At 62.3% G+C, this 20525-nt stretch carries 16 protein-coding genes and 1 pseudogene; 5 read left to right on the top strand and 12 right to left on the bottom strand.

Features of this window, described 5'->3' with window-relative positions; translation table 11 throughout:
• The first annotated feature begins 6 nt into the window (after window positions 1-6).
• Window positions 7-399 (top strand): GFA family protein, encoded by a 393-nt coding sequence (locus VWY60_RS14240; protein ID WP_102877179.1) that lies wholly within the window; start codon window positions 7-9, stop codon window positions 397-399.
• Window positions 400-492: 93 nt separating this feature from the next.
• Here VWY60_RS14240 and eda read toward each other — a convergent pair whose 3' ends face one another.
• The 10 genes from eda to VWY60_RS14190 all read right to left on the bottom strand — a co-directional run bounded on the left by eda (window position 493) and on the right by VWY60_RS14190 (window position 12757).
• Window positions 493-1140, bottom strand: coding sequence for a bifunctional 4-hydroxy-2-oxoglutarate aldolase/2-dehydro-3-deoxy-phosphogluconate aldolase (gene eda, locus VWY60_RS14235; protein WP_260077590.1), 648 nt, complete (start codon window positions 1138-1140; stop codon window positions 493-495).
• A gap of 3 nt (window positions 1141-1143) precedes the next feature.
• Window positions 1144-2967: a phosphogluconate dehydratase gene (gene edd, locus VWY60_RS14230; RefSeq protein WP_416540897.1), complete on the bottom strand. Its 1824-nt coding sequence runs from the start codon at window positions 2965-2967 to the stop codon at window positions 1144-1146.
• 68 nt (window positions 2968-3035) lie between these two features.
• Window positions 3036-4496, bottom strand: coding sequence for a glucose-6-phosphate dehydrogenase (gene zwf / locus VWY60_RS14225; RefSeq protein WP_340547448.1), 1461 nt, complete (start codon window positions 4494-4496; stop codon window positions 3036-3038).
• Between the two features lie 49 nt (window positions 4497-4545).
• Entirely contained in the window at window positions 4546-6186 is a 1641-nt protein-coding gene (gene pgi / locus VWY60_RS14220) for a glucose-6-phosphate isomerase (RefSeq protein ID WP_416537532.1), read from the bottom strand.
• Window positions 6187-6370: 184 nt separating this feature from the next.
• Entirely contained in the window at window positions 6371-7366 is a 996-nt protein-coding gene (locus VWY60_RS14215; RefSeq protein ID WP_416537531.1) for an ABC transporter ATP-binding protein, read from the bottom strand.
• Between the two features lie 12 nt (window positions 7367-7378).
• The gene (locus VWY60_RS14210; RefSeq protein WP_416537530.1) at window positions 7379-8479 is read right to left on the bottom strand and encodes a Gfo/Idh/MocA family protein; all 1101 of its coding nucleotides are present in this window, start codon (window positions 8477-8479) and stop codon (window positions 7379-7381) included.
• A gap of 157 nt (window positions 8480-8636) precedes the next feature.
• Window positions 8637-9476 (bottom strand): carbohydrate ABC transporter permease, encoded by an 840-nt coding sequence (locus VWY60_RS14205; RefSeq protein WP_044040979.1) that lies wholly within the window; start codon window positions 9474-9476, stop codon window positions 8637-8639.
• Between the two features lie 10 nt (window positions 9477-9486).
• Window positions 9487-10413: a carbohydrate ABC transporter permease gene (locus VWY60_RS14200; RefSeq protein ID WP_416536595.1), complete on the bottom strand. Its 927-nt coding sequence runs from the start codon at window positions 10411-10413 to the stop codon at window positions 9487-9489.
• A gap of 83 nt (window positions 10414-10496) precedes the next feature.
• Window positions 10497-11750: an ABC transporter substrate-binding protein gene (locus VWY60_RS14195; RefSeq protein ID WP_416540896.1), complete on the bottom strand. Its 1254-nt coding sequence runs from the start codon at window positions 11748-11750 to the stop codon at window positions 10497-10499.
• Between the two features lie 77 nt (window positions 11751-11827).
• Window positions 11828-12757: an N-acetylmuramic acid 6-phosphate etherase gene (locus tag VWY60_RS14190; protein ID WP_416536597.1), complete on the bottom strand. Its 930-nt coding sequence runs from the start codon at window positions 12755-12757 to the stop codon at window positions 11828-11830.
• A gap of 177 nt (window positions 12758-12934) precedes the next feature.
• On the opposite strand from VWY60_RS14190, the gene VWY60_RS14185 reads away from it, so the two are divergent.
• The 4 genes from VWY60_RS14185 to nagA are packed head-to-tail and all read left to right on the top strand — an operon-like array spanning window position 12935 to window position 16847.
• Window positions 12935-13882: a BadF/BadG/BcrA/BcrD ATPase family protein gene (locus VWY60_RS14185; RefSeq protein WP_416540895.1), complete on the top strand. Its 948-nt coding sequence runs from the start codon at window positions 12935-12937 to the stop codon at window positions 13880-13882.
• Window positions 13879-14637: a GntR family transcriptional regulator gene (locus VWY60_RS14180; RefSeq protein WP_340547440.1), complete on the top strand. Its 759-nt coding sequence runs from the start codon at window positions 13879-13881 to the stop codon at window positions 14635-14637. The genes VWY60_RS14185 and VWY60_RS14180 overlap by 4 nt, the downstream gene beginning before the upstream one ends.
• Before the next feature lie 24 nt (window positions 14638-14661).
• Window positions 14662-15690 carry an SIS domain-containing protein gene (locus VWY60_RS14175; protein ID WP_340547439.1) on the top strand — a complete coding sequence of 343 codons (1029 nt, stop codon included), beginning with the start codon at window positions 14662-14664 and terminating at the stop codon, window positions 15688-15690.
• Window positions 15687-16847: an N-acetylglucosamine-6-phosphate deacetylase gene (gene nagA / locus VWY60_RS14170; RefSeq protein ID WP_416540894.1), complete on the top strand. Its 1161-nt coding sequence runs from the start codon at window positions 15687-15689 to the stop codon at window positions 16845-16847. Before VWY60_RS14175 ends, nagA begins: the two co-directional genes overlap by 4 nt.
• A 463-nt stretch (window positions 16848-17310) precedes the next feature.
• Here nagA and VWY60_RS14165 read toward each other — a convergent pair.
• Both VWY60_RS14165 and VWY60_RS14160 read right to left on the bottom strand, forming a co-directional pair.
• A pseudogene (locus VWY60_RS14165) lies at window positions 17311-17882 on the bottom strand (Glu/Leu/Phe/Val dehydrogenase dimerization domain-containing protein); the annotation flags it as partial.
• Window positions 17879-20525 (bottom strand): hydantoinase B/oxoprolinase family protein (locus tag VWY60_RS14160; protein WP_416540893.1); only part of this gene is annotated, 2647 nt, incomplete at its 5' end. The pseudogene VWY60_RS14165 and the gene VWY60_RS14160, both read right to left, overlap by 4 nt.

Genomic DNA, 20525 nt, shown 5'->3' with positions numbered 1-20525 from the left:
GTTGAGATGATTGAGGGGAGCTGTTGCTGTGGAACGGTCAAATTCCGACTGAAGGCGGAACCATCCATGATGGGAACCTGCCATTGTTCGCGCTGCCGAAAGGCAGGGGCGAGTACCATCGTTTTTGTCAAGCGGGAGGATCTGAGCTGGGTTGAGGGCAAAGATCAGGTGGCCCTGTACCAGCCGGCCGCGCCTCACAAATACGGCAGATGTTTCTGCAGGGTTTGCGGCAGTTCGCTTGGGGAGATCCTGTCAGAGGAGGACAGTTTCCCGATTGCCGCAAATGCGCTGGATAGCGAGATTGCAACGAGAAACCGGTTTCATGAATTCGTGTCGGAAAAGCCCGGTTGGTACGAGATTTGCGACGATGCGCCAAAATCCAGCGGCCATCCGGCCTGATCGATCTGGTTCGAGACCCATAGGGGCGTGACTGCCCCGCAGCGCCGTATTGCACGGGGCTGCGGGGGAAGGAGGGCCATCAGATCTGCGCGGTCAGCGTGCCAGCTGGCTTGCGGCGCGGGCGAGGTCGCGGATGGCGTCCCAATCGCCTGCCTCAACCAGTTTGGTCGGGGCGACCCAGCTGCCGCCGGCGCAGACCACGTTGGACAGTGACAGGTAGCTGTCTGCATTGTCCGGGCTGACGCCGCCGGTCGGGCAGAAACTGATCTGCGGCAGGGGGGCGCCGATGGCCTTGAGTGCGGGGGCGCCGCCGGAGGCCTCAGCCGGGAAGAATTTCAGCATGTCATAGCCGCGATCCAGAAGGCGCATCGCCTCGGAGGCGGTGGCGGCACCGGGCAGCATTGGCAGACCGGCGGCCTCAGCCGCGTCCAGCAGCGTATCGGTGGCGCCGGGAGAGACGCCGAACTGTGCACCGGCCGCGACGGCGCGGGTGACATCCTCCGGCGTGATCAGCGTACCAGCGCCAACAACGCCACCTTTGACCTTGGCCATTTCGGCAATCACATCCAGCGCGGCGGGGGTGCGCAGGGTGACCTCCAGTGCGGGCAGGCCACCGGCGACCAGGGCTTCGGCCAGCGGGCGGGCGTGGGCGACGTCATGGACAACCAGCACCGGCACGATGGGGGCCAGTTGGCAGATCTCGCGCGCGCGGGTGCTGGCGTCTTGTGGGGTGATGGCCATGGATCAGTCTCCGATCAGGGTCGAGAATACGGTGGCGCCGGTATCGGCAGAGGTGACGGCATTGCGGAACAGTGCGAACATCTCGCGGCCGGTGCCGTGCTGATAGGCGGAGAGGTCGGCCACCACCGGGTCGCGGTCGTCAAAGCCCTCGGCCTTGACCTCTAGCGTACCTGTGAGGGCATCCACCCGCACCATGTCACCGTCGCGCAGTTTGGAAATCGGGCCACCATCCAGCGCCTCCGGCACCACATGGATGGCGGAGGGGATCTTGCCCGAGGCGCCGGACATGCGGCCATCGGTGACCAGAGCCACCTTCTGGCCGCGTCCCTGCATGATGCCGAGGAAGGGGGTCATCGAGTGGAGTTCCGGCATTCCGTTGGCCTTTGGCCCCTGGAAGCGGACCACGATCACCACGTCGCCCTTGTCCAGCTCACCCGCCTTGAAGGCGGCCTTGGCCTCCTCCTGATCATGAAAGACGCGGGCGGGGGCCTCGACGATGCGGTGTTCTTCGGCCACGGCGGAGATCTTCATCACGCCGGTGCCAAGATTACCGGAGAGGCGCGCCAGACCGCCAGTAGGCTGGAAGGGGTCGGTGGCGGGGCGAATGATCTTGTCGTTGAGGGTCTCGGCGGCGCCGGGTTTCCACACAAGACCATCGTCGCTGAGGAAAGGTTCGGCGGTGTAGCTCTCCAGCCCGCTGCCTGCGACCGTGCGCGTGTCGGCGTGGAGGTGACCAGAGTTCAGCAACTGGCCGATCACATAGCCCAGACCGCCGGCCGCATGGAAGTGGTTCACATCGGCCAGACCGTTGGGATAGACCCGCGCCAGCAGCGGCACCACGTCAGAGAGTTCGGAAAAGTCCTGCCAATCCAGAATGATGCCACCGGCGCGCGCCATGGCGATCAGGTGGATCAACAGATTGGTGGAGCCGCCGGTGGTCATCAGCCCGACAATGCCGTTCACATAGGCGCGTTCATCCAGAATATCGCAGACCGGCGTGTAATCATTGCCAAGCGCGCTGAGCGCCAGAGCGCGGCGGGCGCCTTCCTCAGTCAGGGCGGCGCGCATGTCAGTGCCGGGATTGACGAAGGAGGAGCCGGGCAGGTGCAGGCCCATGAATTCCATCAGCATCTGGTTTGTATTTGCGGTGCCGTAGAAGGTGCAGGTGCCGGGGCCGTGATAGGCGGCCATCTCGGATTTCAGCAGCTCGTCGCGCCCGATTTCACCGGCGGCGAATTTCTGGCGGACCTTGGCCTTGTCATCGTTGGAGATGCCGGAGGTCATCGGACCTGCGGGCAGGAACACGGCGGGCAGATGGCCAAAGACCTGCGCGCCAATGACCAGACCCGGCACGATCTTGTCACAGACGCCGAGATAGACAGTGGCATCAAACACGTTGTGGCTGAGGGCGATGCCGGTGGCCATGGCGATGGTATCGCGGGAGAACAGGCTGAGCTCCATCCCCGCCTCGCCCTGGGTGACGCCATCGCACATGGCAGGGACCCCACCGGCCACCTGCGCGGTGCCGCCCACGCGGCGCACGGCGTCGCGGATCCGCTGCGGATAGGTTTCAAACGGCTGATGCGCCGAGAGCATGTCGTTATAGGCGGTGACAATGCCGAGGTGTCCGGCGGTGCCTTCGGCGAGGGACATCTGGTCCTCGCCGGTGGCGGCATAGGCATGGGCCTGACCGCTGCACGACAGATGGGCGCGGGCGGGGCCTTTGCCCTTGGCGGCGCGCATCCGGTCGAGATAGGCGGCGCGAGGTTTGGCGCTGCGGGCGATAATTCGGTCTGTGACGTCGCGGAGTGTCTGGTTCAAACGCATCGGGTGCCTCTTTCAGTCGTCAGGTGCCGGTTGGTCGTGGGTCTCAGTGGCGGGGTGGGTGGGCAGGCTCAGGAACCAATGCCGCGCCAGCGGCGATTGTCGCGGTGCATCAGCAGCAGCGCGTCCTCTGGCCCGGAGCTGCCGGGATCATAGGGCTGCGGGGTGTCATTGCTGTTGTCAGCCCAACCCGCGATGATGGGATCGGCCCAGGCCCAGGCGGCCTCGACCTCATCGCCGCGCATGAACAGCGTCTGGTTGCCGCGGATCACATCCATGATCAGCCGTTCATAGGCGTCCTGCGGCCGGCCAGCCTCTGGCAGGCTGTCGGCAAAGGTCATGTCCAGATTGGCGCCGGTCAGACGCATGCCGCCGGGACCGGGATCCTTGATCGTGGTGCGCAGGGTGATGCCTTCGTCCGGTTGCAGGCGGATCACCAGCACATTGCCCTTGATACCGCCGGTGCCGGTGTCCTCGGCAAAGATGTTATGCGGCGGATCGCGAAAGAAGACGGCGATTTCCGACTCGCGGGCGCGCAGGCATTTGCCGGTGCGCAGATAAAACGGCGTGCCGGCCCATCGCCAGTTGGCGACCTCCACCTTCATCGCGATAAAGCTTTCGGTGGTGCTGGAAGGGTTGCCTGCGTGCTCGCGGTAGGATTCTCCCTCCGGGCCGCGATATTGGCCACGGGCGATCTGATCCGGGGCGACGGGGTTCAGCGCCTCGATCACCTTCACCTTTTCGTCGCGCACGGCGTTGGGGGTGAAACGGGCGGGGGGCTCCATCGCGGTAAGGCACAGAAGCTGCATCAGGTGGTTCTGGACCATATCGCGCATGGCGCCGGATTTGTCGTAATATTCGCCGCGCCCTTTGACGCCGATGCTTTCGGCGACGGTGATCTGCACATGGTCGATGTGGGAGGAATTCCACAGGGGTTCAAACAGCGAATTGGCAAAGCGCAGGGCCATCAGGTTCTGGACGGTCTCTTTGCCCAGATAATGGTCGATCCGGTAGATCTGATGTTCTTCGAAATTGGCGCGCAAGGCGGCGTTCAGCGCCTGGGCCGAGGCCAGATCATGGCCGAAGGGTTTTTCCAACACGATGCGGCTGTCGGGGGTGGCGATCCCGGTGGAGCGCAGACGGCCGGCGATATCGGGGAACAGGCTGGGCCCGACCGAGAGGTAGAAGGCGCGGATGGCATCGTCGCGCAGCAGATCGCCAAGCGCCTGCCAGCCATTGTCGCCGCGCGCATCGACGGCGGTGTAATGCAGCAGAGTGACGAAGGCTGCGATTTCGTCGTCGCTGGTTTCGCCCGGCTGGCCAAAGGTGCGGATGGCATCGGCGACCATCTGCTGGAAGCCTTTGCGGTCCATGTCGCTGCGGGAGGTGCCGATAATGCGGCAATCGTCGGAGAACTGGCCGATCTGGAAGCGGTGGAACAGGCTGGGCAGGATCTTGCGGCGGGCAAGATCCCCGGTCGCGCCAAACAGCACGAGATCAAAGGACTGGACGGGAATGACGCGGGAAACCATGGCTCTCTCTCTGACAGCTCGAAGGGGAAATTGGCGGTCTTTTTGGTGGCTAGGGTTGCGGTTGGGTGAGTTTCGACAGCAGGCCACGGGTGGAGCCGTCTTTGGCCTCGTAAGCCTCGGCCGGAGCGCTGCCATCAACCAGCGGCAACAGGCTGACGGCCAGTTCCTTGCCCAGTTCGACGCCCCATTGATCAAAGGAGTTGAGCCCCCAGACCACACCTTCGACAAACACACGGTGTTCATATAGCGCGATCAGCTGGCCCAGCACGAAGGGCGTCAGCTTCGGATAGGCCAGGGTCACCGAGGGGCGGTTGCCTGCAAAGGCGAGATGGCCTGCCATCTGCTCAAGCGCGTCGCCGGTAAAGCCGCGTTTGGCAGCGATGGCGCGGGCCTCCTCGCGAGAGCGGCCCAGCATCAGGGCTTCGGACTGGGCGAGGCAGTTGGAGACCAGCAGCTGGTGGTGATCGGTCAGATCGCCCTCATGCGCCTCGGCGGCGATCAGGAATTCGGCAGGCACCACGCGGGTGCCCTGATGCAGCAGCTGGTAGAAGGCGTGCTGGCCATTGGTGCCGGGTTCGCCCCAGACGATGGGACCGGAGTTGCGTGGCAGCGGGCTGCCATCCAGTGCGACGCTCTTGCCGTTGCTCTCCATATCCAGCTGCTGAAGATAGGCCGGGAAGCGGGACAGGCGCTGGTCGTAGGGCAGAATGGCGCGGCTGCTGTAACCGCAGATATTGTGGTGCCAGATCCCTGTGGCGGCCAGCATCACCGGCAGGTTTTCGCGAAACGGTGCTGTGCGGAAATGGCGGTCCATCGCCGCCCCGCCCGACAGGAACTCGCGGAAATTCGTGGCCCCGATGGCGATCATGATCGGCAGACCAACCGGCCCCCAGAGCGAATAGCGCCCGCCCACCCAATCGGCAAAGCCAAAGACCCGTTCGGGGGCAATGCCAAAGGCACCGGTTTTGTCCAGCGCCGTGGAAACCGCCGCCAGATGCGCAGAGGTGTCATCCCCCAGTGCGGCCCGCAGCCAGTCCTGCGCGGTGCGGGCATTGGTCATCGTCTCGATGGTGGTGAAGGTTTTGGAGGCGATGATCACCAATGTGGTCTGCGGATCCAGAGCTTTCAGCGTGTCGGCGATATGGGCGCCATCGACGTTGGAGACGAAATGGCAGCGCGGACCGTCATGGTAGGGTGCCAGCGCCAGCGTGGCCATCGCCGGGCCAAGGTCGGAGCCGCCGATGCCGATATTGATCACATCGGTGAATTTGGCGCCGGTGCTGGAGCGCAGGCTGCCATCGCGCAGCGCCTCGGCAAAGCTTTCCATCTGTTGCAGGGTCTGACGCACCGGCGGCAGGATATCCTCGCCATCGACCAGGATCGGCGCGTCAGTCTGTGCCCGCAGGGCAGTATGCAGAACGGCGCGGTCTTCGGTGGTGTTGATCTTCTCGCCCCGAAACATCTGGCTGATGCGATCGGCAAGACCGGCCTCGGCGGTGAGGCGCTCCAGCAGCGAGAGCGCGGTGGCGTCCAGCGCGGTTTTGGAATAGTCCAGCAGCAGCCCGTCGGTTTCGGCTGAGAAGCTCTGAAACCGGTCGGGCGTCTCGAAGAGCGACAGGAGCGGGATATCGGCGGTCTCTGTCCGGTGCTGTTCCAGAAGCTGCCAGATCTGCGTCCGGGTCTGCGTCATCGTCGGTCTCCCTCGGTTGTCCTTGCCCCGTTGCGAATCACTCAAGGGCACCGCTGCCGATTAGTTAGCGCTAACATGTGCATTTGTAACGCCCTAATATAGCAGGCCGCGCGAATAGGCCCAAATCGGGCTGTCACGGGTGAAAATGGGAGCCGGAATGAGGGGCGGGCCGGGGCGTGCCGGATCAGACCCGCTGACCCGCAGCATCAAAGGCGAGGCAGTTGGCGGGATCAAAGTCAAAGGTCAGCGTTTCGCCCACATGGGTGTCATGCTGACCAAAGAGGCGGGCGGTAAAGGTCAGATCCTCGCCCATGTCGACCAGAATATTGGTGTCGCCGCCCAGTTTTTCCACGTGAATCACCTCGCCTGTGAGCGGGCCATCCGGGCTGATGCGGGCATATTCCGGGCGAATGCCGATGAACTGTCCGGGGTTGCCGCCCAGACGCGGGGCGGGGACAAAATTCATGGCTGGTGCGCCAATGAATTCCGCCACAAAACGGTTGGCAGGATTATTGTAGAGTTCCATCGGGGTGCCGACCTGTTCGATACGGCCGTCGCGCAGCACGACGATTTTATCCGCAAGGGTCATCGCTTCGATCTGGTCATGGGTGACGTAGATCATGCTGGCCGACAGCTGACGGTGCAGGCGGGCGATTTCCAGACGGGTGTTCATGCGCAGGGCGGCATCGAGGTTGGAGAGCGGTTCGTCAAACAGGAACAGCTTGGGTTCGCGCACCACGGCGCGGCCAATGGCGACGCGCTGCCGCTGACCGCCCGACAGTTCCGAGGGGCGGCGATCGAGGTAGTCCTCCAGCGACAGCATCCGGCTGGCTTCGGCGACGCGGGCGGCGATTTCCTCCTTGGGCTGGCGTTCCTGTTTCAGGGCAAGCGCCATGTTATCGCGCACGGTGAGATGCGGATAAAGCGCATAAGACTGGAACACCATGGCGATGCCGCGTTTGGCGGGGGGCGTGGTGGTGACGGTCTGGCCGCCGATGGTGATCTCACCCGCCGTGGCGTCCTCAAGCCCGGAGATCACCCGCAGAAGGGTGGATTTGCCACATCCCGACGGGCCGACAAAGACCACGAATTCGCCGTCCTCCACGGTGAGGTTGATATCTTTCAGCACCTCGACCGGGCCGAAGGATTTGCAGACATTGGTAAGCTGTAGGGCGGTCATGGCGGGGATCCTTCAGGTCTTCGGGTTCGCAGAGGGCGAGGTGGGCGCTGTCGCCGCGGCCTCGGTCCGTTCTGTCTGTACTGTGGTCAGGTCAACGGGCGCGCCGCTGCGGATGCTCTGGTCGGCGGCCAGGCAGATTGCCAGCGAGGCAACGGCGTCCTGCATGTGCCGCTCCATGTCGATGTCCTCGGCAATGACCCGCAGCATATGGGTCTGTTCGGCAGCGCAGAGCGCCTGATGGTCGGGTTCCTCGGGCAGGTCGATGCGGCGGTCCGGGGTGTCTTGCGTGCTGCGATGCACGATCAGGCTGCCGACGGCGGTATGGCCATCGACATCGTCCGAGCCAGCCTTGTCTGTTTCGGTGATCGAGACGGATCCGTTGGGGGAAATCACGTCTTTTACGAAATACGCGGTTTCGGACATCATCGGTCCCCAGCCTGCCTCGTACCAGCCGACGGACCCGTCAGAGAAGGTCACCTGAAACTGGCCGTAATTATACATATCCTCGGCAATTTCATCCGACAGGCGCAGGCCGATGCCATGGACGCGCTGGGGTACGGCATCGGTGATCTGGCACATCACATCGACATAATGCACGCCGCAGTCCACGATTGGCGAAGTGGTCTGCATCAGTGCCTTGTGGGTCTGCCATGTAGGGCCATCGGACTGCTGGTTGAGGTTCATGCGGAACACATACGGGGGCCCGAGATCGCGGGCCTCGGCAATCAGGCGCTGCCAGCTGGGATGGTGACGCAGGATATAGCCCACCATCAGCTTGCGCCCCAGACGGCGGGCGGCGTCGGTCACTGCGCGGGCATCGGCAACCGTGGTGGCCAGCGGCTTTTCGACGAAGACATCCGCGCCGGCCTCCATTGCGGCAATGGCATAGGCGGCATGGCTGTCGGAATAGGTGGCGATGACCACCAGATCGGGTTTGGTCTGCGCCAGCGCCTGATGGAAATCGCTATAAACCGGATAGTCCTGCAAGGGGGCCTGTGCAGGCGCGCCGGAGCGGTTGACGAGGCCGACGATCTGCGCGGTTTCGTCATTGTGGTGAGCCAGCGCATGGGCAAAGCCCATATTGCCAAGGCCTGCGATCAGTACGCGGGTCATTTGGGGGCTCCGCTGTGGTGAGGATGGCTGCTGTGACGATGGCGAGAGGACAGGCTGAGCGCCGGGCCAACAAGCGGCTGAAGACTGCCGCTCCGGGGGGCTGGCCCGACGCAGCCCGGCACTGCTGCCGGACGAGCGCATAGTGTGATATGTCGGATCATTTCACCGCTCCTGAGGTGATACCGCGGATCAGCTGGCGCGAGAAGATCACATAGAGCACCATGACCGGCAGGATCGCCATCGACAGCGCCGAGAGCACGGCGTTCCAGTCTGTCACGAACTGGCCGATGAAGACCTGGCTGCCCAATGTCAGCGTCTTGGTTTCCTCGGCCGGGGCAAGGATCAGCGGGAACCAGAGATCGTTCCAGATCGGGATCATGTTGAAGACGGCGACGGTGGCCATGGCCGGGCGCACCAGCGGCAGCACGAGGCGGAAGAAGATGGTGTATTCCGAAAGCCCGTCGATCCGGCCGGCGTTCTTCAGATCATCGCTCACCTGTTTCATGAATTCCGACAGGATGAACACCGCCAGCGGCAGGCCCTGCGCGGTATAGACGAGGATCAGCGCAGTCAGCGTATTGACCAGCCCGGTGTCCACCATCAGCTCCAGAATGGCGACGGTGCCGATGCGGATCGGGATCATGATGCCAAGGGCGAGGTACAGGCCGAGCAGCATATTGCCCTTGAACCGGTATTCCGCGAGGGCGAAGGCGGCCATGGCGCCAAACAGCAGCACCAGCGCCAGCGACACCACGGTGACAATCATCGAGTTCTGAAAGTAGAGGAAGAAATCCCCCTGCTTCAGGACGGTCTGATAGCCGACCAGCGAGAATGTGTCGGATGTCGGCAGGCCGAGAGGGTCGCGAAAGATCGCTTTGCGGGTTTTGAAGCTGTTTACCAGGATCACAAACACCGGAAACAGGGCGATCAGCGTGTAGGTGATCAGCGCACCGTGGGCGAGGATGCTGTTGAACGGGTTTGAGCGGGATTTATGCATCATCGGATCCTCAGAACTGGTAGCGGCGCAGACGGGTCTGGATGCCGAAGAGATAGATGCAGACACCGATCAGGATGATCGCGAACATGGCGGTGGCAATGGCGGACCCCATATGCGGATCGCCCAGTTGCAGCTGAAAGCCGAAGAAGGTGCGATACATGAAGGTGCCGAGGATATCGGTCGAGAAATCCGGCCCGGCAAGCGCGCCTTGGGTGGTGTAGATCAGGTCGAAGGCGTTGAAGTTGCCCACAAATGTCAGGATCGAGATAATCCCGATGGAGGGCAGGATCAGTGGCAGTTTGATTTTCCAGAAAGCGGACATGCCGGTGATGCCATCAACCTCGCCCGCCTCGATCACCTCTTCCGGGATCGACAGGAGCGCGGCGTAGATCAGCATCATCGGGATGCCGACAAACTGCCAGACAGAGATCAGCGCCAGCGTGGTCAGCGCGTAGTCTTCCTTGCCCAGCCAGGGGGCAAACAGCCACTTCAGGCCGATGGCGTCCAGGAGGTCCGGCGTGATGCCCCAGATCGGCGAGAGGATCAGTTTCCAGGCGAAGCCGACGATGACAAAGCTGAGGATGGTCGGCACGAAGATCGCGGTGCGATAGAGTGCGGCAAACCGGAGCCGGGGATGGCTGAGGATCGCCGCCAGCGCCACCCCGATTGGGTTCTGCACCAGCATATGCACGATGAAGAACCAGAAATTATTGCCAAGCGCATTCCAGAACTGTTCCGACCAGTTGGGGTTGCCGAACAAGGTTTGAAAATTGGCGAGGCCGACGAACTGGCGGATCTGGTCGCTTTCGCTATAGAGCGCGAGCCGCAGGGTATTGAACAGCGGGAAGATCATGATGGCCGTATAGACCAGCACAGCGGGCGCCAGAAAAACGGCGATATGCCAGCGTCTGCGCGGTTTATGAGGGGTGTTTTGCATGATGTGTCCCATCTGTCGACGGGTCCGGGCCGCGTGAGGCCGCCCGGACGCCTGAGTGTCAGGTCAGTCAGGTGGTGGCGCGCTTATTTCTGCGGCTCGTACCAGCTGGCCAGACCCTCTTGCAGTTCAGCGCCGAGATCAGCAGCGGCCTTGGTGCCCTTGATTGCGGCAACGGAGGCCCCCCAGGTTTCGTTTTCGAGGTTCGGTGTGCCGCGCGACAGGATCTGATAGGTGGAGCGGATGGTGCTCTCACACTCGCCACGCCAGGAGACGAATTCCTGCGCCAGCGGATCATCCATCGCGACCTCATGGTTTGACAGCGAGAAGAAGCCCGGCAGCGCGTTGGCGTAAATTGCGGCGAATTCAGGCGAGCCGACCCAGTTCAGGAAGGTCTTGGCAGCTTCTGCATTGGGGGAGGCGGCATTCAGGCCCACCGCGATATCGGTGTGATCCGAGATGTAGCAGGTGTCGCCCGCCGCTTTGACTGGCGGTTTGAAGGCGCCCATGGCGAAATCGGCCTGGGTGTTGAAGCCGGAGATTTCCCAGCTGCCTGCCGGATAGATCGCGGCGCGGCCCAGGGTGAAGATGTTCTGGCTGTCGGGATAGGTCTGGGCTTCATAGCCGTCGCCCATGTAGGCACCCCATTTCGACAGGGTCTCATAGGGGGCGACCCACTGCTCGTCGGTCAGTTTCTGCTCGCCTGCGATCAGGGCAAGACGGCCTTCCTCGCCTTTCCAGTAGTTCGGGCCGATGTTGTTATAGCCCATGGTGGCGGCTTCCCACTGGTCGTTGGTGCCCATCGCCAGCGGAATGTAATTGCCGTCCTGTTTGATTTTCTCCAGCGCCGCGAAGAACTCGTCTTCGGTCTCCGGTACGTCCACGCCCAGCTCGGCAAAGGCGTCCTTGTTGTAGATGAAGCCGTGGATCACCGAAGCAATCGGCACGCAGAAGGTGGCGGAGCCGTCATCTGTCTGCCAGGCGGATTTGGCCACGTCGGAGAAGCTGCTCATCGCCTCAAGATCGGACAGATCGGCCAGCTGGCCCTTGTCATAAAGACCAAGCGAGGCATCAAAGGGGCGGCAGGTGATCAAATCGCCGGCGCTGCCCGCATCCAATTTGGAGTTCAGCACGGCGTTATATTCCGCCGGGGCAGAGGGGGCGAACTTCAGCTTGATGCCGGGGTTGGCGGCCTCAAAGGCGGGGATGATCTTGTCCTGCCAGAGGGCGAGGTCATCGTTGCGCCAGCTCTCAATCGTCAGCGTGACGTCTTCGGCAGCGGCTGCGCCGCCGAGCACGGTCGAGCCTAGCAGCGCGAGGGTAAAGAGTTTGCGTGTCATTCTGTATCTCCCAGTTTGCATGTTTGGTATTTGAAATCAGGGTCTTGGTGACCTCTTGGGTGGCGCGTGGCCGACCGTTACACCTGTGCGAGCGCGGCTCGCAGGTTGTCCTTGTTATGGCGCAGCAGCGTGTCCGCCGCAGTGGGGGAGGCCGCACCCTGCAACAGCAGAATGGCGGCTTTCACCGCGCCGCCGGTCTGATCCAGCGCGCGGGCGGCGGCCTCGGCGTCCTGCTGTGTGAGGGTGCAGACTATGCGGATCGCGCGTTGGCGCAGCTTGGCGTTATCTGCGATCAGATTGACCATCATACCGTCCATCACATGCCCCAACCGGATGCCTGCCAGCGTCGACATCATGTTGAGCGCGGCCTTCTGCGCGGTTCCGGCGCCCATGCGGGTGGAGCCTGCGATGACCTCCGGCGGTGTCGGCAGGCAGATTGCCACATCGGCCAGTTGCAGCAGTGGCGTGTCGGCGTTGTTGGCGATCGCGATGACCTTGGCGCCGGCCGCCTGTGCGGTTTTTGCAAAGCCGATCGGGAATGGCGTGGTGCCGCTGGCGGAAAGGGTGATCGCCACATCACCTGCGGTCACTGCGGCGGCAGCCTTGCTGCCGGCCGCGCTGTCATCTTCAGTATGGCCGGGCATCCGCCCGTCGGATGGGATGCCGCCGGCCATGTGAATGGAGATCTGATCGGCGCTGATGCCGAATGTGCCGGGCAGTTCGGCGCCATCAGCCAGCGCCATAAGGGCCGAGGAGCCTGCCGCCGCGTAGTGCAGGTGACCAGCGTTGCGCAGGCATTCGGTCAGCAGGGCGGCGCCTGCAGCGATGGCGGGGCGGGCGCTGTCTACAGCTGCCAGTGCGCGCGATTGCCCGTCGAGAAGCGTGTCGAGGATATCGGCATCGGCGCGCAGATCGAGCCCCCTGGCGCGGGGGTGCAGCGTTTCCGTCTGCGCATCGGTGGGCGCCGATATGCGTGCTGCGGACGGTTGTTCGCTGGTCGATGCCATGTGATTCCTCCCCCTCAGGTGAATGAGAAGTATTTAATACCTATACAATACCACTTGTCTACCATTTAATTATTTTCTTGATCAGATGTAGATTTTTCAAGGTGTTATCGATTGTGGCGTCAATACTTGCGGCCGATAGGTCTTTCTTTTGGTTAAAAGGTATCTTATAGGTATTGCATGACTGACTCGTGCTTTCCATATCTGATCGCCGTGGACGGAGGGGGGACCTCCTGTCGCTTTGTCCTGCTGGGGGCGGGCGATCCTGCGGCTGATCTGCCTGATACCTCCGCGCCCAAGAGCTGCGGGGCGTCGCCGCGCCGGCTGGTGGTCACCGGGGGAAGCGCCAATGTCTATACCGCGCCCGAGCTTGCGGTTGAGACGCTGCGCGCGGGATTGAGCGATCTGCAACGTCAGGCGGGCCTTGAGGATGAGGCTTTTCACCAGATCCCGGTCTATGCAGGACTGGCGGGGGTGATTGATGCCGGGTCGGCAGCCTTTGTCGCCTCGGCCCTGCCGCATCGGCATATCCGGGTCGAAGATGACCGGATGCCTGCGGTTGTCGGGGCGCTTGGCGAGGGCACTGCCTGTCTGATCGGTGTCGGCACCGGGTCATTTCTGGGCCGTCAGGTGGCGGGGCAGGTCACGCTTATTGGTGGTCACGGGGCGGTTCTTGGCGATGAGGCCTCGGGCGGCTGGCTGGGGCGGCGTGTGTTGCAGCTGACGCTACAGGCGGCCGAAGGGATCGAGCCGATGACGCCGCTGCTGCGCAGCTGTCTCAGGGATTTTTCCAATCAGACTGCCGAGATTGTCCGGTTTGCCCAGACCGCGCGTCCGGCGGCCTTTGGCGCCTATGCGCCGCGGGTGGCGCAGGCTGCCGCTGCGGGCGATTCCGTAGGGCGGCGGCTGATGGCCGAAGGGGCGGAGTATCTGTGCCACGGGTTGCAGGCGCTGGGACGTCGGCCGGAGGAACCGGTTTATCATATCGGCGGTGTGGCGGCGCAATACGCCGCCTATCTGCCTGCGGATGTGGCGGAGTACCTGCAGGCGCCGGAGGGCTCGCCGCTGGACGGGGCGCTGGAGCTGGCGCGCCGCTTTGCCCGCGAGATCCGGCAGGAGGCGCTATGACGGTCGAGGAATTCCTGAAACCGGCCGCCTGGCTGGAGGACGCCGCCGGGCCACGCTATGTGCGGCTGCGCCAGCGTATCGAGGACGGTATCGAGACCGGGCTGCTGCCCAAGAGCGCGCCCTTGCCCGCCGAACGAGAGATTGCAACGCTGACCGGACTGTCGCGCGTCACCGTGCGCCGCGCCATGCAGGATCTGGTGGATCGGGGCATCGTGGTGCAGCGGCAGGGCTCGGGGAGTTTTGTGTCCGATGGCACGCCCAAGGTGGAGCAGTCGCTGTCGCAGCTCACCTCGTTTACCGAGGACATGGAGCGGCGCGGCTATGACACCAGCGTCGAATGGCTGGAACGCGGCATCCATACCCCTTCGCCGGAGGAGGTGATGGCGCTGGCGCTGACCTCGGGGGAGGCGGTTGCGCGTATTGCCCGTCTGCGGCGTGCCAATGGGCGTCCGATGGCGATCGAGCGGGCCTCGCTTCCGGTGGATATCCTGCCCAATCCGCAGGCAGTCCGGGGGTCGCTTTATGAGGTGCTGGAGCAGACCGGCAGCCGCCCGGTGCGGGCCTTGCAGCGGATTTCGGCGATCAACCTGCCGGAGTATGAGGCGCAGCTACTGGGGGTGGAGCCGGGAATGGCGGGCCTAAGCATCGTGCGGACGTCTTACTTGCGCAACCGTCGCGTGGTGGAGTTCACCCGCTCGATCTATCGCGGCGATGCTTATGATTTTGTCGCCGAGCTGCGGCTCGGGACGAGCTAACCTGGCGACCCTGAGGAGGGAACCATGACAGATATCACCAAGATGCGTCGCGAGATCGACGAGATCCCGACCGCCGTGGATCGGCTGCTGAGCCAGGGCGAGGCGGATATTGACGCGGTGGCCGAGGCGGTGCGCCGCCTTGATCCGAATATTATGGTGACGGTGGCACGCGGATCGTCCGACCATGTCTGCACCTATCTGAAATATGCCAGCGAGATCCTGCTGGGAGTGCCTGTTGCCTCGGTCGGGCCGTCGGTCGCGTCGATCTACAAGGCGCCGTTGCGGCTGCAGGGGGCGCTGAGCCTGGCGGTGTCGCAGTCGGGCAAAAGCCCGGACATCGTGGCGATGGCGGAAAGCGCGCGCCGTGACGGGGCGCTGGCGGTGGCGCTGACCAATGATGCCGCCTCGCCGCTGGCGGCTGCGTCGGACCATGCGCTGGATATTCACGCAGGGCCCGAGTTGAGCGTGGCCGCGACGAAGACCTTTGTCACCTCGGCGGTGGCGGGGCTGTGGCTGCTGGCCAAATGGGATCGCAACCAAGCGGTGCTTGCGGCGCTGCACGCCTTGCCGGAGCAGTTGGAGCGCGCCTGCCGCATTGACTGGCCCGAGGTGCGCGAGGCCATCGGCGCGCGGTCATCGCTGTTCACGCTGGGGCGTGGTCAGGCGCTGGCGGTGTCGAATGAGGCGGCGCTGAAGTTCAAGGAAACCTGCCAGCTTCATGCGGAGAGCTATTCCTCGGCGGAGGTTCTGCATGGGCCGGTGTCTATTGTGGAAGAGGGCTTTCCGGTGCTGGGCTTTGCGGCGGCGGATGCCGCTGAGGACGCGCTGGCGGGTATCGCCGATCAGATCGCGGGCAAGGGCGCGCAGGTCTTTGCCACCAGCGACAAGGTGACGGCGGCGCGACGGGTGGATCATATCCGCACGGACCATGCGCTGACTGATCCGATCAGCCTGATCGTGTCCTTTTATGCGATGGTTGAAGCCTTTGCCGCCTCGCGCGGGATTGACCCCGATGCGCCCCGCCACCTGAAAAAAGTGACGGAAACGGTATGACCGGCGACCGGCAACCGCTGCGTGCGCTGACCGGTGCCCGCATCCTGACGCCGGTGGGCTGGGAGGAGGACAGCGCGCTGGTCCTGCGCGGCGACCAGATCGCGGCCGTCCTGCCCGTCGGCAAACTGCCCGAGGGGGCGGAGGTGACGGAGCTGACCGGTGGGATCCTGACGGCGGGGTTTGTCGACCTGCAGGTCAACGGTGGCGGCGGGGTGATGTTCAACGACGCGCCCGAGCTGGAGCAGTTGCAGGTCATCGCAGCGGCCCATGCGCAGATTGGCGCGACCTCGATCCTGCCGACGCTGATTACCGATACGCCGGATTTCGTCGCCCGCGCCATCGACGCCGTGGACGCCGCGATTGCCGCCGGGGTTCCGGGCATCATCGGGCTGCATCTGGAGGGGCCGCACCTCGCGGTGTCGCGCAAGGGCGCGCATGATGCGTCTTTGATACGCCCGATGAGCGAGACCGATCTGGAGATGTTATGCGCAGCGGCCACCCGGTTGCCTGTGCTGAAGGTGACGCTGGCTTGCGAAGCGGCGACCCCGGCGCAGATCCGGCGGTTGAGCGAGGCTGGTGTGCTGGTGTCGCTGGGACATACCGATGCGAGCCACGCCGATTGCGTGGCGGCGGTTGCGGCAGGCGCGCGCTGCGTCACCCATCTGTTCAACGCCCAGAGCCAGCTTGGCAATCGCGAACCCGGTGTTGTCGGTGCTGCCCTTGATCTTGGCGGGTTGTCAGCGGGGCTGATTGCGGACGCGGTGCATGTGCATCCGGCATCCATGCGGGCGGCGCTGGCGGCCAAGACCGGGCCCGGGCAATTGTTTCTGGTCAGCGATTCCATGGCCACCGGCGGCTCCGATATCGACCGCTTTACCCTGAATGGTCGCGAAATCCGCCGTGACGGCAATCGGTTGACGCTGGCTGATGGCACCCTTGCGGGCGCCCATCTGGAGCTGGCAACGGCGGTGCAGATCCTGGTCGAGACCTGCGATCTGCCGTTGGAGACGGCGCTGGAGATGGCCACGAGCCGGCCGGCGGATTTGATCAGGCGGCCCGATCTGGGGCGCTTGCAACCCGGGGCGCGCGCCGATGTGCTGCATCTGAACGACGCGCTGGAGCTGCAGCAGGTCTGGCAGGGCGGCTTGGCGCTGTAGCTGCTGTTGCATCGTGTCGCTCAGCGATGCCTCATACGGTGAAACTTGGCGCCAACTGTTCTGCTGGGGCAGGAAGTCCTGCTGGTCTGCTCTGAGGTCATGCTGACCGATCCTGCACGACCCACGAACGGCAGAAAAGCGCGGATAGTGTGCGTTGCAAAGTCGGTCATTTGACGCAACCAGCCGAGGGTTTCTGCTGCGGCGCAGCCGACCGTTCGCTGCGACTGCGAGGTTTTGCAGTCGGTGAGGTGACACAATGCGGGACGGACCCGACTTTTGCTAATGCAGCCAGTGCTTACACAGCAATCTCTCGCGGTTGCAGAAAAATAATTCTGCGATGCGGCCCGTGTTGGACCTGTCACGTTTTAGTGCCGCCCCAGGTGCTCGTTTAAGCCACCTTCCGTTCCATAGCGGCTGAGATCAGAGTGTCACATTCATCGTGCAGCGCCTCTGCTCCATCTGGCGCATAGGTGCCGCCTTCAATCCCGCTGCCCCCCAGGGGTTTGCCGGTATCACAGGCCAGGCCGTTGATATCTTCGGGCTTCTGGCGCCGGTATTCATCGGCGATCCACATCATGGTCAGTTCATTGGTGTCCCTGTCGGGTGCCGGAACATTCATGCCTGAGTTCAGGAACCCATGGCGGATCAATTCCTGGGCAAAGCGCCGGGTGATTTTTTCCAGCTCATGTTCTTCCCGGTGGCGTGGGTCGATCCGCAGGGCGCCCTTGGAGCCGCCGAACGGCGGCCCCAACAAAGCACATTTATGAGTCATAAGCGCCGCCAGCGCCTCAACCTCTTCCTGATCGGTATCCGGAGAATATCGGATGCCGCCCTTTGCCGGAGGGTTTTGGGTGGAATGCACCGCGCGCCACCCTGTAAAGGAGTGCATTTTGCCACGCAGCCGCACACCGAAGCGGGTCACATAGGTCGCGTGGCAGATGCGGATTATTTCTCATCCAGCCCTTCTGGCAAATCGATTGTGGATGCTATGTCGTTAAACATGGCATTCACATCAGGCAAGAACGCACGACTCATCGGATGGCCCCCAGCAGGCGGGGCATCAAAGATGCCTTTGCGGTGCCAAAGCCGCCTCCACCTGGGGTTTTCATGATGAAGACGTCATCGACCCCCATTTGAGTTTCATCATTCCCTTTCAGCATTTCGACATCCCCGTTGCTGCGCTTAACCGAGTTTTCACCGGGTTTGCCCGGTTCACCACCTGCTGCGCCATGGGGCACGGTTTCCCGATGCGAAGACAGCACCGTGACGGTCATCGGAGTGAGGAACCGCAGCTTGCGGATAATCCCGTTGCCGCCCGTGGTTTCTCCCGCGCCGCCAGAGTCCTGCCGGATCGAGAATTCATCCACGCGCACCGGGAACCGAGTTTCCAGAACCTCCGGGTCCGTCATGCGGGTGTTTGTCATATGGCTGTGCACCGCACTGGCCCCGTCAAAACCATCCCCTGCGCCTGTGCCACCGCAGATCGTTTCATAGTTTTGATACTCATCGTTCCCGTAAACGAAGTTGTTCATAGTGCCCTGCGAGCCGGCGATAACACCCAAAGCACCATAAAGCGTATCGGCAATGGCCTGGCTGACTTCGGTATTACCGGAGATCACCGCAGCTGGGAATTCCGGGTTGATCATTGATCCCTTTGGCGTTCGAACCTCCAGCGGCTTCATGCAACCTTCGTTCATCGGAATATCGGACCCGACCAGCGTGCGGAAAACGTAAAGAACAACTGCGCGGCAAATCGAGTAAGGAGCATTGTAATTCAAAGGACTCTGATCAGAGGTGCCTTCAAAATCGATGATCGCCTTGCGCTCGACTCTGTCCACCGAAATGCTGACACAGATCTTTGCACCACCGTCCAGTGGATATTCAAACGAGCAATCCTTTAGAACATCCAGAACCCGGCGTACGCTTTCTTCGGCGTTGTCTTGCACATGGCCCATATAGGCGTGCACGACACCAAGCCCAAACTGCTCTACGATATTCTGCAACTCTTTGACGCCCGTGGCATTTGCAGCCACCTGCGCTGCCAGATCAGCCATATTCTGATCGATATTCCGGCAGGGATATGGTCCGCTGCCCAGCAAAGCGCGCGCTTCTGCTTCGCGCATAGTGCCGCGATCCACCAGCAGGAAGTTGTCGATCAGGATACCTTCCTCATCAATGGTCTTGCTGTCTGGCGGGGCTGAACCCGGGGTTTTGCCACCAATATCCGCATGGTGACCGCGGGATGCTGTGACAAAGATGATGTTTTCCCCATCCGCGTCAAACACCGGGGTGATGACGGTGACATCCGGCAGGTGTGTGCCGCCATTAAAGGGATTGTTCATCATGAACACATCGCCCGGGCGGATCTTGTCTGTGTTTTCGCTGAGGATAGATTTGACGCTGCCGCTCATGGACCCAAGGTGGACAGGCACGTGTGGTGCATTGGCCACCAGGTCGCCGTTGGCATCAAAGATCGCACAGGAAAAATCAAACCGTTCCTTGATGTTTACCGAATAAGCGGTGTTGGCTAAAGTTGCCCCCATTTGTTCGGCAATCGACATGAACAGGTTGTTAAACACCTCAAGCATTACTGGATCGACGATCGTGCCAATCGCCTCTTTGCGTTCCAATGGCACAATCCGCGTCAGCACAAGGTTGCCACCTTCGCGGCATTCTGCTTGCCAACCATCTTCGATGGCATTGGTCCCAGTGGGCTCAAAAATGATTGCTGGTCCGGTGACCTTGTCACCAATGGTCAAGCCGGTTCGATCCACCATTGGAACATCTTGCCAACGGCCATTGCTATACATGGAGGCGTTCAGGTTCTTACCACGCCCTTCTTCATTGACAGGAAGCGTTACATCTTCGCCAGTGGATCCGATGGATTCTGATGTCAGAAGGTCGATGATTAGCTGATTGTAGTCCGGCACAAAGCCGAAGCGCTGCTCGTGCGCTTCCTCAAATCCTTTACGCATCTCCTCGACGGTTCCAAAAGGAACGTCCAGGGTCTGATGTGAGCCATCGGTCCTAATATGAGCTGTGCGAACAATTTGAATCGCCTCTTTGGATACACCCTGTTCCAGAACTTCGTTATGCGTTTCAGCATCCAGGCCTTTCAGAACAGTTTCCGCTTCAGAGATATTTTTGATGGGCTGCGCAAACTGGTATTCCCGCAGGGCACGTACATCCGCCAACCCCATACCGAATGCTGAGAGAACGCCCGCAAACGGGTGAATGAAGATACTCTCCATGCCCAGGACATCCGCAACCTGACAGGCGTGCTGCCCCCCCGCACCACCAAAACAGTTCATGGTGTATTGGGTCACATCATAGCCGCGCTGAACACTGATCTGCTTGATCGCATTTGCCATGTTTTCCACGGCGATGCGCAGGAAACCTTCGGCAAGTTGTTCCGGGCTGCGCTCTGGTTCCCCGGTTTCTGCCGATATTTCTTTGGCAAGCGCTGTAAATTTCTCACGCACGACCGCCACGTCCAGCGGTTCGTCGCCATTGAGGCCAAACACATGCGGGAAGTGATCTGGTTGAAGCTTGCCAAGCAAAACGTTGCAGTCGGTTACGGCAAGCGGGCCGCCACGGCGGTATGAAGCCGGGCCTGGGTTTGCACCGGCGCTTTCGGGACCCACTTGCATGCGTCCGTTTGAGAAGCTGAGGATCGAG

Source organism: Phaeobacter sp. JH20_26 (assembly GCF_048056275.1).
GTDB classification, from domain to species: Bacteria; Pseudomonadota; Alphaproteobacteria; order Rhodobacterales; family Rhodobacteraceae; genus Phaeobacter; species Phaeobacter bryozoorum.
The sequence above is the reverse complement of the archived record's forward strand: the minus strand, read 5'-3'. Positions and strand labels throughout refer to the sequence as shown.

What these genes read in the sequence shown, in the direction of transcription:
- VWY60_RS14240 (WP_102877179.1), top strand. Translation starts at nt 7, where the DNA reads ATGATTGAGGGGAGCTGTTGCTGTGGAACGGTCAAATTCCGACTGAAG.
- eda (WP_260077590.1), bottom strand. Translation starts at nt 1,140, where the DNA reads ATGGCCATCACCCCACAAGACGCCAGCACCCGCGCGCGCGAGATCTGC.
- edd (WP_416540897.1), bottom strand. Translation starts at nt 2,967, where the DNA reads ATGCGTTTGAACCAGACACTCCGCGACGTCACAGACCGAATTATCGCC.
- zwf (WP_340547448.1), bottom strand. Translation starts at nt 4,496, where the DNA reads ATGGTTTCCCGCGTCATTCCCGTCCAGTCCTTTGATCTCGTGCTGTTT.
- pgi (WP_416537532.1), bottom strand. Translation starts at nt 6,186, where the DNA reads ATGACGCAGACCCGGACGCAGATCTGGCAGCTTCTGGAACAGCACCGG.
- VWY60_RS14215 (WP_416537531.1), bottom strand. Translation starts at nt 7,366, where the DNA reads ATGACCGCCCTACAGCTTACCAATGTCTGCAAATCCTTCGGCCCGGTC.
- VWY60_RS14210 (WP_416537530.1), bottom strand. Translation starts at nt 8,479, where the DNA reads ATGACCCGCGTACTGATCGCAGGCCTTGGCAATATGGGCTTTGCCCAT.
- VWY60_RS14205 (WP_044040979.1), bottom strand. Translation starts at nt 9,476, where the DNA reads ATGCATAAATCCCGCTCAAACCCGTTCAACAGCATCCTCGCCCACGGT.
- VWY60_RS14200 (WP_416536595.1), bottom strand. Translation starts at nt 10,413, where the DNA reads ATGCAAAACACCCCTCATAAACCGCGCAGACGCTGGCATATCGCCGTT.
- VWY60_RS14195 (WP_416540896.1), bottom strand. Translation starts at nt 11,750, where the DNA reads ATGACACGCAAACTCTTTACCCTCGCGCTGCTAGGCTCGACCGTGCTC.
- VWY60_RS14190 (WP_416536597.1), bottom strand. Translation starts at nt 12,757, where the DNA reads ATGGCATCGACCAGCGAACAACCGTCCGCAGCACGCATATCGGCGCCC.
- VWY60_RS14185 (WP_416540895.1), top strand. Translation starts at nt 12,935, where the DNA reads ATGACTGACTCGTGCTTTCCATATCTGATCGCCGTGGACGGAGGGGGG.
- VWY60_RS14180 (WP_340547440.1), top strand. Translation starts at nt 13,879, where the DNA reads ATGACGGTCGAGGAATTCCTGAAACCGGCCGCCTGGCTGGAGGACGCC.
- VWY60_RS14175 (WP_340547439.1), top strand. Translation starts at nt 14,662, where the DNA reads ATGACAGATATCACCAAGATGCGTCGCGAGATCGACGAGATCCCGACC.
- nagA (WP_416540894.1), top strand. Translation starts at nt 15,687, where the DNA reads ATGACCGGCGACCGGCAACCGCTGCGTGCGCTGACCGGTGCCCGCATC.